Origin of the sequence: Sphingomonas canaveralia (assembly GCF_047238125.1) — a bacterium.
Lineage (GTDB): Bacteria > Pseudomonadota > Alphaproteobacteria > Sphingomonadales > Sphingomonadaceae > JBDFMH01.
Map to the genome: position 1 here is coordinate 2,771,109 of NZ_JBDFMH010000001.1, position 12,995 is coordinate 2,784,103.

Consider the following 12,995-nt stretch of genomic DNA (forward strand, 5'->3'; position numbering starts at 1 on the left):
CGCACGGCTATAAGCGCCGACGCGTTGGGGCGTCGCCAAGTGGTAAGGCAGCGGCTTTTGGTGCCGCCATTCGCAGGTTCGAATCCTGCCGCCCCAGCCAGCCACATCGCGGCTTGACCGGTTGGCGTGCGGGGCCGACGTTCGTCCGATGACCGACCCGAGGGCCGAAACGCTGTCCATGCTCGCGCGCCGCGCACCGGATGCGACGATCTGCCCGAGCGAAGTGGCGCGCATGATCGCGCCGGACTGGCGCGGCGCGATGCCCGCCGTCCATGCCGCCATCGACGGCTTGGTCGCCGACGGATTGGTGCGGCTGAGCTGGAAGGGACGACCGCTGGCAACGCGGTCGGGCCCGTACCGGATCGCCCGTTCCGGCGATCAGAAGAACGCATTCTGATCTGAGCGGGCTAGTCCGCCACTTTTGCCAGCCCAAGGCGACGGATCTCGATCACGGGGCAGCGGTCCATCACCACTTTAAGCCCGGCGGCCTCGGCACGGGCGGCGGCTTCCGCGTTGATGACGCCCAGCTGCAGCCAGACCGACTTGGCGCCGGCGGCGATCGCCTCGTCCACCGCCTCGCCCGCAGCTTGCGGGCGGCGGAAGATGTCGACCATGTCGATCGGCTCGCCGATCTGGGCAAGCTCGCGCCAGACATATTCGCCATGGACATGCTCGCCGGTGATCGGCGGGTTCACCGGCAGCACCCGGTAGCCATGATCAACCAGGAACCGCATCACACCATAGCTCGGCCGGTCGGGCCGGTCGGATGCGCCGATCATCGCGATCGTCCGGGTTTCCGCCAGCAGCGCGGCGATCTCGTCATCGGAGGTCAGGGGCATGCGCGTCTCCTTTCCTGCTTGAACTAGAATGTCGGCGCCGGGTTCAGCCAGGCCTTCACCTTTTCGGCCAGCGCCAGGAAATGCGCGGCTTCGGGTTCTTCGCCCGCCGCCGGCGGATCGCCCGCATCGGATGCGGTGCGGATCGCAATCTCTAGCGGGATCCGGCCCAGGAACGGGATCTCCATCGTCCGCGCCGCCGCCTCCGCGCCGCCCTGGCCGAACGGATCGCTGATCTCGCCGCAATGCGGGCATTGGTAGCCGGCCATATTCTCGACCAGCCCGATGATCGGCACGCCGGCCTGGTTGAACAGGTCGATCGCGCGGGTGGCGTCGATCAGCGCCAGATCCTGCGGGGTGGAGACGATCACCGCGCCGGCGGGCTTGTGCTTGGCGATCATGGTCAGCTGCACATCGCCGGTGCCGGGTGGCAGATCCACGATCAGCACGCGCGCATTGCCCCATTCGGCATCGACCAACTGGCCCAGCGCATTGCCGGCCATCGGGCCGCGCCACGCGATCGCCTGGCCGGGCGCCACCAGCTGCCCCATCGACAGCATCGGCACGCCGAAGCGGGTCGGCACCGGTTCCAGCTTCTGGTCCTTCGCGGTCGGTCGCACGCCCTCGGCTGACAGCAACCGCGGCTGCGACGGGCCGTAGATATCGGCGTCGATCAGCCCTACCTTCACTCCGAGCCGCGCCAGCGCGACTGCCAGATTGGCGGAAACGGTCGACTTGCCGACCCCGCCCTTGCCCGATCCGACCGCAATGATGGTGCGACCGCGCTTTTCCGCGGTCATCGCCACCCGGACCGCGGTCACGCCAGGCACCGCCCCGAGCGCAGCCTGGATCTCCGTCTCCAGGCTGGTACGCGCGCCCGCCGACAGCCCGGTCACGTCCAGAATCACGCTTACCGTGCCGTCGGCGAAGCGCGGCGCGGCGGCACGGCCGGTGGTGGCGAGGCCGTGTCCGCCGATCGGATCGATGACGCGATCGAGCGCGGCGAGCAGCGTGGCGGTGTCTGTCATGCTGCCGCCATAAGCGATGGCGATCGGCCAAGGCAGCACTGTTTTTATCGGAACCGCCTCCTATAATGGTTCCATGAACGACCGGAGCGGGCCGCGGGCCTTGGGAGAGAGCTTGTTGAACGAGGCAGGCGGCGGCGGCGGCCCATGGGGCGGCGGCTCCGGGGGTTCGGGCGGATCCGGCGGCCAGGGTGGCGGCTCGGGCGGCGGTGACGGCGATGGCGGCGGGCTCGGCCCACGCAACCCGTGGAGCCAGCCGCCGCGCAAGCGTCCGGGCGGCGGTGGCCGGGGCCCGCAAGGACCGAGCGCGCTGGACGAGCTGCTGCGTCGCGGCCGCGGCAAGTTCGGCGGCAGTGGCGGCGGCGGTGGCGCCGGGCTCCCCACGATCGGCGGCAAGCCACTGTGGCTGTGGGGCGTGATTGCATTTGTGGCGCTTTGGCTCGTCACCACCAGCGTGCACCAGATCGGCCCGCAGCAGCGTGGCGTCGTCACCCTGCTCGGCAGCTACTCGCGCACGCTTGGCCCGGGCATCGGCCTGACCCTGCCTGCGCCGCTGTCGGCAGTCACCAAGGTGGACGTCGACGATATCCGCACCATCGACATCGGATCGACCAGCGAGAATTCGCAGAACCTGATGCTGACCGGCGATCAGAACATCATCGACCTCGCCTACTCGGTGCGCTGGAACATCCGCGATCCCGAACTCTACCAGTTCGAGCTCGCGGATCCGGACGACACGATCCGCGAAGTCGCCGAAAGCGCGATGCGGGCGGAGATCTCGGCCGTGTCGCTCGACGATGCGATCGGCCCGCAGCGCAGCCAGATCGAGGCGCGCGTCAGCCAGCGTGCGCAATCGATCCTGGATGGCTATCGCGCCGGCGTCACCATCCAGGGCGTCGCGATCAAGCAGGCCGATCCGCCGCAAGCGGTGAACGATGCGTTCAAGTCGGTCTCCGCCGCACAGCAGACTGCGCAGACCTTCATCAACCAGGCCCGCGCCTATGCCCAGCAGCTGAGCGCCAAGGCGCAGGGCGAAGCGGCCGCCTTCGACAAGGTCTATGAGCAGTATCGCCTGGCGCCCGACGTGACGCGGCGACGCATGTATTACGAGACGATGGAGGAAGTGCTGGCCAGGACCGACAAGACCGTGGTCGAGGCGCCGGGCGTGACCCCTTATCTGCCGCTGAACCAGATCCGTCCGCGCGCCGCGCCGGCGCCGACGCCAGCCGCGCCCGCCACGGAGGCCGGCCGATGAACGCGATCGATCGCTTCGGGCGCGGCCCGCTGGTCTGGGCATTCGCCGCGCTGGTGCTGTTGCTGCTGATCTCCACCGTGATCGCGGTGGTGCCGGAAACCAAGCAGGCGCTGATCCTGCGGGTCGGCCAGCCGAACCGCATCTACAATGGCTACAAGGCGAACGAGGAATTCGGCCGCACCGGGGCCGGGCTGATCGCGCGGATTCCGTTCATTGAACAGATCGTCTGGGTCGACAAGCGCGTGCTCGATTTCGACATGGCGCGCCAGTCGGTGCTGTCGACCGATCAGCTGCGGCTGGAGGTTGATGCCTTCGCCCGTTACCGGATCGTCGATCCGCTGCGCATGTATATCCGCGCCGGCAGCGAGCGGCGCGTGTCCGACGCCCTCAAGCCCATCCTGGGATCCGCGCTCCGCAACGAGCTTGGCCGCCAGCGTTTCGACGTGCTGCTAAGCCCCGAGCGTAGCCAGGTGATGGACAATATCCAGGAACGGCTGAACCGCGTCGCCCGCCAATATGGTGCGGAAATCGTCGATGTGCGCATCAAGCGCGCCGACCTTCCGGATGGCACCCCGCTGGAAAGCGCATTCCAGCGGATGCGCACCGCGCGCGAGCAGGAAGCGCTGACGATCCGGGCCCAGGGCGCGCAGCAGGCGCAGATCATCCGGGCGGAAGCGGATGCGAACGCTGCCAACGTCTATGCCGCGGCGTTCGGCAAGGATCCGGACTTCTATGATTTCTACCGGGCGATGCAGTCCTATCGGATCACGTTCGGCGTCAACAACAATGATGCCAGCGGCGCGTCTTCGATGATCCTGTCGCCCAGCAACGAATATCTTCGGCAATTCCAGGGGCGGCGAAATTGATCGCGCCGCCATCCATTCAATCGCCGTTCAGCCGGGCGACGACAGCGTGGCGACGCCCGCTGGGGTCTGGCCGGGCGCGATAATCCAGGAGGATTCGACCAGTGCGTTACGCCTATGCCATTACTGCTGCCCTGCTTGCCGGCGGTGCGACGGCAACCCTGACGCTCCAGCAGCCGCTAGGCGCGCAGGTCGCCCAGAACGCACCGGGCTCGATCGCCTCCGCCACGCCGCGCCCCAACGCGCCGATGAGCTTCGCCGACATGGCGGCCAAGCTGCAGCCCGCGGTCGTCAACATCTCGACCACGCAGCGCATCCAGGTCAGCCAGCAGAATCCGTTCGCGGGTTCTCCGTTCGAGGATCTGTTCCGGCGCTTCGGCGGTGGCGGCACCCAGCCCGATGGCCAGCCGGTCACACGTGAGGCGACGTCGCTAGGCTCGGGCTTCATCATCTCGGCCGACGGCTATGTCGTCACCAACAATCATGTGATCTCGGGTGGTCCAGGTCGCGGCCCGGGCGGCGCGCAGGCCAATGCGGTGGTCAGCCAGATCACGGTCACACTGCCCGATCGCAAGGAATATACCGCGCGCGTCGTCGGCCGCGATGTCGCGTCCGATCTGGCCGTGCTGAAGATCGAGGCCAAGAACCTGCCGTTCGTCGAATTCGGTGACTCCACACGGACCCGCGTCGGCGATTGGGTCGTCGCGATCGGCAATCCGTTCGGTCTGGGTGGCACGGTGACGGCGGGGATCATCTCCGCGCTCCACCGCAACATCGGCCTCGGCGGCGCCTATGATCGCTATCTGCAGACCGACGCCTCGATCAACCAGGGCAATTCGGGCGGCCCGATGTTCGATCTCAACGGCAATGTGATCGGCATCAACACGGCCATCTTCTCGCCCACCGGCGGCAATGTCGGCATCGGCTTCGCGATTCCAGCCGAGGAAGCCAAGCCGGTGATCGATGCGCTGCGTCGCGGCGGTCGCGTGCAGCGCGGCTATCTCGGTGTCGGCATCCAGCAGATCGACGATGCGATCGCCGGGTCGCTCGGCCTGCCCAAGAATGTCGGCGAGATCGTCAGTCGCGTCGAGCCGGGCTACGCCGCGGCGCGGGCGGGCATCCGCCAGGGCGATGTGATCGTGAAGATCAACAATCAGGCGGTCACGCCCGATTCGACGCTCAGCTATATCGTGGCCAACACGCCGGTCGGCAGCCGCGTGCCGATCGAACTGATCCGCGACGGCAAGCGCCAGACGGTGACTGCGGTCGTCGGCGAGCGTCCGCCCGAGGACCAGCTGGCTGCCGCCGATGGCGACGGGTTGAACCAGGACGAGAATGACGGTGCGACCACGCCGGCGCCCAACGCCCAGGCGTCGACGCGCGCTTCGATCGGGCTCAGCCTGCAGACGCTGACGCCCGAGATCGCGCGCCAGCTGAGCCTAGGCGCCGGCGTCAAGGGCGTGGTGGTCTCGTCGGTCGATCCGTCGTCCGATGCGGCGACGCAGGGGCTGCAGCGCGGTGACGTGATTCTCTCAATCAACCAGCGCAGCGTTGCCACCATCCAGGACGTGATCGCCGCGGTCGATGCGGCGCGCGCAGCGCGGCGCGAAAGCGTGCTCCTGCTGGTCCAGCGCGGCAGTACGCCGGCGCGCTATGTGGGCGTCGGCATCAAGCGGCCCTGATGCGCCGATCCTCCCCCGGTGATCGCTGGGGGAGGAATTGCCCGTTCGGCCCGTACCCCCTAGGCTTGCGAAAAGCGGAGGGACCGGCATGGCGGACGACGATCAGGGCCTCTTTATCGGCGTCGGCGGTGGCCAGCCGCAGTATCTGAATCTCAGGCGTGCCAACCGCCACGGTTTGATCGCGGGCGCCACCGGCACCGGCAAGACGGTGACGCTGCAGGGCATCGCCGAGCAATTCTCCAGGCGCGGCGTGCCGGTGTTCGTGGCCGACGTGAAGGGCGATCTGGCTGGGCTCGCGATGGCGGGATCGCCGACCAGCCCGATGCACGAGAAGCTGGCCGCGCGCGCGGCGGAAATCGGCGATACCGGCTGGGCCTATGCCGATACGCCGGCCGTGTTCTGGGATCTGTTCGGCGATCAGGGCCATCCCATTCGCACCACCATCTCGGAAATGGGGCCGCTGCTGCTGGCCCGGCTGATGGGCCTGAACGAGGTGCAGGAAGGCGTCCTCCAGATCGTGTTCCGGCTCGCGGACGAGGAAGGGCTGCTGCTGCTTGACCTTGGCGATCTCCAGGCGATGCTGGTCCATGTCGCGGAGCATGCCGCCGAACTGACTGCGCGCTACGGCAACGTCACCCGCCAGTCGGTCGGCTCGATCCAGCGCCAGCTGCTGCAGCTGGAGGCGCAGGGCGGTGACCGGTTCTTCGGCGAGCCCGCGCTCGACATTGCCGACTTCATGGCTGTCGACGAGACCGGCCGCGGCCAGGTGAACATCCTGGCGGCGGACAAGCTGATGGCGAGCCCCAAGCTCTACGCCACTTTCCTGCTATGGCTGTTGAGCGAGCTGTTCGAGACGCTTCCAGAAGTCGGCGATCCGGAAAAGCCGAAGCTCGTCTTCTTCTTTGACGAGGCCCATCTGTTGTTCGACGAGGCGCCGCCCGCGCTGCTCGACAAGGTCGAACAGGTCGTGCGGCTCATCCGATCGAAGGGTGTCGGCGTCTATTTCATCACCCAGAATCCCATCGATATCCCCGAAGATGTCGCCGGCCAGCTGGGCAACCGCGTGCAACATGCGCTGCGCGCCTTCACCCCGCGCGACCAGAAGGCGGTGAAGTCCGCCGCGGAGACGTTCCGCGCCAACCCGGGCGTGGATGTGGCGACCGTGATCACCGAATTGAAAGTGGGCGAGGCGCTGGTCTCGCTGCTGCAGCCCGATGGTGCGCCATCGCCGGTCGAACGCACGCTGATCGCGCCGCCCGGCTCGCGGCTCGGCCCGCTTACGCCTAAGGAGCGCGCGATCATCCAGTCGCTCTCGCCGGTTGCGGGCAAATATGACGAGACGATCGACCGCGAATCGGCCGAAGAACTGCTCGCCGCGCGCGCCGGCCAGGAGCGTGATGCCGCTGCCGCCGCGCAGGCCCAGGCCGAAGTCGCCCAGCGCCAGGCCGAGGAAGCGAAGCTGGCCGCGAAACAGGCTGCGCTCGATGAAAAGGCGCGGATCGCCGCCGAAAAGGAAGCCGCGCGCGCTGCCGCCGCGCAGGCCAAAGCCGAGGAACGCGCCAGGATCGCTGCCGAACGCGAGGCGGCCAAGCCCACGGCGATGGATCGCGCGGTCCAGTCCGCCACCCGCGCCGCATCGTCCACGATCGGCCGCACCGTGGCCAACGAGGTCAGCCGCCAGATCTTCGGCGGATCGAAGCGGTCCTCGTCAGGTGGGATCGCCGGCCAGTTGGTGCGTGGTATCCTTGGCGGAATCTTCCGGGGGCGGTGACCTCCCAGCCTCTCGCATGGGTGATGCTGAGACAGGTTCAGCATGACGGCTGAAGAATGACCGACCTTCGCAGCCAGGTCGCGGCGCGGATGCGCACGCTCGAGCGATCGGAGGCGATGTCGCTCGCGCAGATCCATGCCGGTCAGTTCGCATTGCTGCGCGCGCTGGTCGCACATCATGCCGCGCATTCGCCCCACTTCGCGCGGCGGCTGGCGGGGGTGGGCCTGTCTCCCGCCGATCTCGGCACGCCTGATGGCCTGGCAAAGCTGCCGCCGCTCAGCCGTAGACAGATCCAGACCGCGACTGATCTGTTCTCGACGCCCCCCGCCGGCCATGGCGCGACCAGCCCGCGCAGCACGTCCGGCTCTACTGGTGAACCCGTCCGCATCCTGCGCACCGCGCTCAACCAGGTCGACTGGCTGGCCGTCACGATGCGCGATCATCGCTGGAACCGGCGTGACTTCGCGGGCCGCTTCGCTGCGTTCCGCGCGCGGGTCGAAGCGCCGCGCAGGATGCGGGACTGGGGGCTGCCGGCCGCACTGTTCCACCGCACCGGCCCGGCCATCGCGGTGCGCAACACCCTGCCGATCGATACCCAGCTCGATCTACTGCGCGATTTCGCGCCGACCACGATGCTGGCCTATCCTGCCGGGCTGGCGGGGCTGATCGATCGGCTTGAGGCGCTGGGCGAGCGGATCGGTGGAATCGCCGATGTGCGAACCGTCGGCGCGGTCGTCTCGCCAGATCTGCGCGCCCGCTGTCTGCGCTGGCTCGGCGCGCCGATCGCGGACACCTATTCGTCCGAGGAAATGGGCTATGTCGCGCTGCAATGCCCGGAAAGTGGCCTCTATCATGTGATGGCGGAGACGATGCTGGTCGAAGTGGTCGATGACGATGGCGGCCCCACGCCCCCGGGGCGCACCGGCCGGCTTCTGCTGACCGACCTGCGCAACTATGCCACGCCGATGATTCGCTACGAGATCGGCGATCATGCCGAACCCGGCCCGCCCTGCCCGTGCGGGCGCGGCCTGCCCACGCTTGTCCGGATAGCCGGGCGCGAGCGCAACCTGATGAGCTACCCCGATGGCAGCCGCGGCTGGCCTTATCTCGGCCGCATCCGCCATCGCGATGTCGGCGGCGTGATCCAGTATCGCTACGAACAGGTGGCGGCGGACCGGATGGCGGTGACGCTGGTGGTGGAAGCGCCACTCGACGACGCGGCGGAGGACCGGCTGCGCGCCGAAATCGTGCGCGGGCTGGGATTTCCCTTCGCGATCGATTTCTCTTATTCGGACCGCAGGCTCGAACCCGGCCCCAACGGCAAGTTCGAGGAATTCATCAATCGGACCCTGACATGAGCACCCCCGCCTCCACCGAGATTGCCGCCGACGAGATTGCCACCGACCAGCAGATCGCCTCGCTTTCGCTGGCCGACGACGCCCGCGATCCGGACGGGTTCGCGCAGGCGCTGGGCCAATCGTTCGAAATCTATGGCTTCGCGGTGGTGCGCGATCACGGCGTGCCGGCGGAGGTGATCGCGCGGGCGGACAGGGCGGCGCGCGCCTTCTTCGCGCTGCCGGAAGAAACCAAGCGTGCCTATCATGTGCCCGGCACCGGCGGCGCGCGCGGCTATACCCCGTTCGGGATCGAGACCGCGAAGGACGCGACCAAATCCGATCTCAAGGAATTCTGGCATGTCGGGCGCGAGCTGCCGGCCGGCCATGATTTCGAACGCTTCATGCAACCCAATCTGTGGCCGGCCGAGCTGGCCGAGTTTCGAGAGGCCGAGCTGGCGCTGTTCGATGCGCTGGATGCGGCCGGCCTGCGCATCCTGTCCGCGATCGCGCGCTATCTCGATCTCGATCCCGATTTCTTTGTCGATACGGTGCGCGACGGCAATTCGGTGCTGCGCCTGCTGCATTACCCGCCGGTGGACCCGGACGCGCCCGGCATCCGCGCCGGCGCGCACGAGGATATCAACACGATCACGCTGCTGCTGGGCGCGGAAGAGGCCGGGCTGCAGCTGAAGCTGGCCGATGGCCGCTGGCTGCCGATCGCGGTGTCCGAAGGCGCGCTGGTGGTGAATATCGGCGACATGCTGCAGCGGCTGACCAACCACCGCCTGAAATCGACGACCCACCGGGTGATGAACCCGCCGCCCGAACGGCGCGGCATCTCGCGCTATTCGATGCCCTTCTTCCTCCATTTCCGCCCGGACTACGCGATCGAGACGCTGCCCGGGACGATCGATGCGGATCATCCGAACCGCTATCCCGATCCGATCACCGCGCACGACTATCTCTGGCAGCGGCTGCGCGAGATCAAACTGGTGTGATTGGTCGAAGCCGGCCGGCGGTTGGTCGAAGCCGGCCCGTCGCCCGGGGCAGTCGTGCCAGCGGGAAGCCTGGTTGCAAAGGGGGTCAAATGTCCAAGCGTTCCATGCTGCTGGCAGCCACGATGCTGGCGTTCACCGCCCCGGCGATCGCTCAGGACGCGTCCGATGCGAAGGCGGCCGACGCCAAGAAGGAAGCCGCCAAGGACATCCCGCCGCCCACCGTATCGATCACGCGGCAGACCGGCACCTTCGGCGGCACCCGGATCGCCTATCGCGCGATCGCGGGCGAAACCTATCTGAAGGACAAGGACGGCACGCCGACCGCATCGATCACGTCGTACAGCTATATCAAGGAAGGCCCGGTCGATCCGCGCCGCCCGGTCACGTTCCTGTGGAACGGCGGGCCGGGTTCGGGGTCGCTGTGGCTGCACATGGGCGCGTTCGGGCCGAAGCGCGTCGTCATCCCGTCGGATGCGCGCGACGACGGCGCGCCGCCCTATCCGCTGGTAGACAATCCCGAATCGCTGCTCGACGTCACTGATCTGGTGTTCATCGATCCGGTCGGCACCGGTTTCTCGAAGGCGCTCGGCAAGACCGATCCCAAGGACTTCTGGGGCGTCACCAAGGACGCCAAGTCGATGGCGCAATTCATCCGGCTGTGGCTGAACGAACATGGCCGCTGGAACGCGCCGAAGTTCATCGGCGGCGAAAGCTACGGCACCACCCGTTCCGCCGCGGTGATCAACGAGCTCGAAGGCACCTACACCGATGTCGCGATCAACGGCATCATCCTGATCTCCGCAATTCTGGATTTCAGCCAGGCGGCCGACGTGCCGGGCAACGAGCTCGGCTATGTTACCAATCTGCCGTCGATGGCGGCCACCGCCTGGTATCACAACAAGGTCGCCGATCGCCCCGCCACGGTGGAGCAGTTCGTGAACGAGGCTCGCGCCTTCGCGATCGGCCCCTATGCCAGTGCGCTGTTGAAGGGCAATTCGATCACCGCGGAAGAGCGCGCGCAGGTGCGGCCGCTGCTGTCGCGCTATACCGGCGTTTCCGAGCAATATCTGGACCGCGCCGATCTGCGGCTGTCACCGGGGCGGTTCTACAAGGAGCTGCTGCGCGATCGCGGCCAGACCATAGGGCGGCTCGACACGCGCTATCTGGGCAAGGATTATGACAGTGCGGGCGAGGAGCCCGACAATGATCCCAGCTTCTATGCGATCGACGGTGCCTATACCGCCACCATGAATGCCTATGCGCGCGAGACGCTGAAATATTCGCCCGACACGGTCTATTCATCGATCGGCGGGGTGCGGGATTGGGATTGGCAGATCGGCGGCGGCCCACGTGGCGGATCGGGTTATCTCAATGTTGCGCCCTATCTGGGCAAGGCGATGCGCGAAAATAGCGGCCTGCGGATCTTCGTCGGACAGGGCTATTATGATTTCGCCACGCCCTTCTTCGGTGCGGAATATTCGCTCAACCGCACCGGCATTCCGAACGACGGGCGCATCCAATGGCATTATTATCATGCCGGGCACATGATGTATGTGCGCGAGGATGATCTGCGCAAATTGTCGAGCGATGTCCGCGGGTTCATCCGCGCGCGCTGATTGCCGATCGGCTGCTCCGGGGGCGATGTCCGGGGCGGTCGATAGCGGCGAACAGTCCGGCATGATGAAATCGCTGTCCTACAGGGGCCGATCGGGGATATAACCAGATCGGCTCTTTCCACTGTTTATCGAAAGGTAAGGCGCGCGTACCGCTCGTCACGTCGGTCGCCGCACGATGCCGCGGATCGGTGCACAAGCGCTGCTTTCGCTGCTTTCGAGCGATCCCATTACCTTGATCGGGGCGGTTGCCGGCCCCGCGCGACCCCCACGGCCGCGCGAGGCAGGGTTCGGATCAGGCAGTGAGCGCGAACCGGCGCATGCGGCGGCGCATCGCTCCGCCGACCAGGCCGAAACCACCGATCATTAGTGCCCAGGCGGCCGGCTCGGGCACGGCCGGCGCGGACACCAGCGAGAGCGACAGATTGTCGAGCGCGAAGCCCTTGGGCGCGAACGCCGCGTCGAAACCGGAGAAGGTCACGCTCGTCAGCGCCGAACCTGCGAACAGCGCATCGAGCGTCGCGGTCTGGAAATCGGTGATCGCGCCGCCATCGCCATCGATCAGCCCGTCGAGCGCGAACAGCCGGCTCAGCGAACCGCCGCCGACGAGATTGCCGACCACCAGCAACTGGGTCGCGTTGACGGAGGGGTCGATGATGAATTCGGCATAATCGAAAGAGCTCAGCCGGAACGGCGTCGGTGCGGTCAGCGTCAACGGCGGGATGCTGAACGGGATCGTGCCGAGCGGCGCGCCGTAGATCAGGTTGGCAGTGCCGTTGCCCGCGCAGGTGCCGGTGCAGTTGAACAGGGCCGGCTTGATCGCGAGATCGCCGAAGCCCGCCGCGAAGGTATAACCCTGCGTGGTGACAGACGGCGCGACGACCACGCCCGCGAAGCTATTGAAATCGACCACGGCTGCGCTGGCCGGGACTGCGGCGAAGCTCATCGCCACTACCATTGCTGCGCTTGCGAAGATCTTGCCCATGTCGAATCTCCCTTGGATTCGACTCGTATCATACCGCTTTCTTCGCAATTGCGGAACGACGAAGAACAGCATGAGGCCGATTCACGCTCGATACTGTCCCGGAACGAGCTTCTCGTCGCTTTAGCCCCGCCCGCGGTATCCGGCAACGCCTTGATCCGGTACCCATAGTCCCGCAGGCGGCGCGTCGTTCTGCCAGAACACATCGATCGGGATTCCGCCGCGCGGATACCAGTAGCCGCCGATCCGCAGCCAGCGCGGCCGCATTTCGTCGAACAAACGCTGCCCGATGCCGACCGTCACATCCTCGTGGAAGCCGGCATGGTTGCGAAAGCTGCCCAGGAACAGCTTCAGCGACTTCGATTCGACGATCGTCTCGCCGGGCGCATAGTCGATCACCAGATGCGCGAAATCGGGCTGGCCGGTAACTGGGCAGAGCGACGTGAATTCGGGCGCGGCGAACCGCACCAGATACAGGCTGGCGATGCGTGGATTGGGCACATAATCCAGCACGGCGGCTTCGGGGGATGCGGGCAGCGCGCTGGCCTGCCCGAGATGGATTGGGTTCATGGGCCCGGTCCTTAGCCCAAGCGTTCGCGTGATTGAACCGGGGCGTGGCAGCGTCTAGGTCTG

12 protein-coding genes and 1 tRNA gene are annotated in these 12,995 nt (G+C 67.0%); 9 read left to right on the top strand and 4 right to left on the bottom strand.

What is annotated here, in order from left to right; all coding sequences use genetic code 11:
* Positions 1-25: 25 nt before the first annotated feature.
* Positions 26-100: transfer RNA gene (locus tag ABC347_RS13820), tRNA-Gln, on the top strand.
* Positions 101-148: 48 nt separating this feature from the next.
* Positions 149-397 carry a DUF3253 domain-containing protein gene (locus tag ABC347_RS13825; protein WP_413246296.1) on the top strand — a complete coding sequence of 83 codons (249 nt, stop codon included), beginning with the start codon at positions 149-151 and terminating at the stop codon, positions 395-397.
* A 10-nt stretch (positions 398-407) separates the two neighbouring features.
* Here the strand turns inward: ABC347_RS13825 and ABC347_RS13830 are convergent, their stop codons facing one another.
* Both ABC347_RS13830 and ABC347_RS13835 read right to left on the bottom strand, forming a co-directional pair.
* Positions 408-839, bottom strand: a complete 432-nt coding sequence (locus ABC347_RS13830) for a CoA-binding protein (RefSeq protein WP_413246297.1) — start codon at positions 837-839, stop codon at positions 408-410.
* Positions 840-862: 23 nt separating this feature from the next.
* Complete coding sequence (locus tag ABC347_RS13835; protein WP_413246298.1) at positions 863-1,864, bottom strand: Mrp/NBP35 family ATP-binding protein; 1,002 nt, start codon at positions 1,862-1,864, stop codon at positions 863-865.
* Between the two features lie 73 nt (positions 1,865-1,937).
* On the opposite strand from ABC347_RS13835, the gene hflK reads away from it, so the two are divergent.
* The 7 genes from hflK to ABC347_RS13870 all read left to right on the top strand — a co-directional run bounded on the left by hflK (position 1,938) and on the right by ABC347_RS13870 (position 11,383).
* Positions 1,938-3,116: an FtsH protease activity modulator HflK gene (gene hflK, locus ABC347_RS13840; protein ID WP_413246299.1), complete on the top strand. Its 1,179-nt coding sequence runs from the start codon at positions 1,938-1,940 to the stop codon at positions 3,114-3,116.
* On the top strand, positions 3,113-3,982 hold the full coding sequence (gene hflC, locus ABC347_RS13845) for a protease modulator HflC (RefSeq protein WP_413246300.1): 870 nt from the start codon (positions 3,113-3,115) through the stop codon (positions 3,980-3,982). Before hflK ends, hflC begins: the two co-directional genes overlap by 4 nt.
* Before the next feature lie 101 nt (positions 3,983-4,083).
* Positions 4,084-5,661, top strand: a complete 1,578-nt coding sequence (locus tag ABC347_RS13850) for a Do family serine endopeptidase (protein WP_413246301.1) — start codon at positions 4,084-4,086, stop codon at positions 5,659-5,661.
* Between the two features lie 88 nt (positions 5,662-5,749).
* Complete coding sequence (locus ABC347_RS13855; protein ID WP_413246302.1) at positions 5,750-7,432, top strand: helicase HerA-like domain-containing protein; 1,683 nt, start codon at positions 5,750-5,752, stop codon at positions 7,430-7,432.
* A gap of 56 nt (positions 7,433-7,488) precedes the next feature.
* Positions 7,489-8,790, top strand: coding sequence for a phenylacetate--CoA ligase family protein (locus ABC347_RS13860; RefSeq protein WP_413246303.1), 1,302 nt, complete (start codon positions 7,489-7,491; stop codon positions 8,788-8,790).
* The gene (locus ABC347_RS13865; RefSeq protein WP_413246304.1) at positions 8,787-9,767 is read left to right on the top strand and encodes an isopenicillin N synthase family dioxygenase; all 981 of its coding nucleotides are present in this window, start codon (positions 8,787-8,789) and stop codon (positions 9,765-9,767) included. The genes ABC347_RS13860 and ABC347_RS13865 overlap by 4 nt, the downstream gene beginning before the upstream one ends.
* A gap of 89 nt (positions 9,768-9,856) precedes the next feature.
* A complete protein-coding gene (locus ABC347_RS13870; protein ID WP_413246305.1) occupies positions 9,857-11,383 on the top strand; it encodes a S10 family peptidase in 1,527 nt (508 codons plus the stop codon).
* A gap of 292 nt (positions 11,384-11,675) precedes the next feature.
* Here ABC347_RS13870 and ABC347_RS13875 read toward each other — a convergent pair whose 3' ends face one another.
* The gene (locus ABC347_RS13875) at positions 11,676-12,365 is read right to left on the bottom strand and encodes a PEPxxWA-CTERM sorting domain-containing protein (RefSeq protein WP_413246306.1); all 690 of its coding nucleotides are present in this window, start codon (positions 12,363-12,365) and stop codon (positions 11,676-11,678) included.
* Between the two features lie 120 nt (positions 12,366-12,485).
* Positions 12,486-12,932 (bottom strand): preQ(1) synthase, encoded by a 447-nt coding sequence (gene queF, locus ABC347_RS13880; protein WP_413246307.1) that lies wholly within the window; start codon positions 12,930-12,932, stop codon positions 12,486-12,488.
* Between the last annotated feature and the right edge of the window lie 63 nt (positions 12,933-12,995).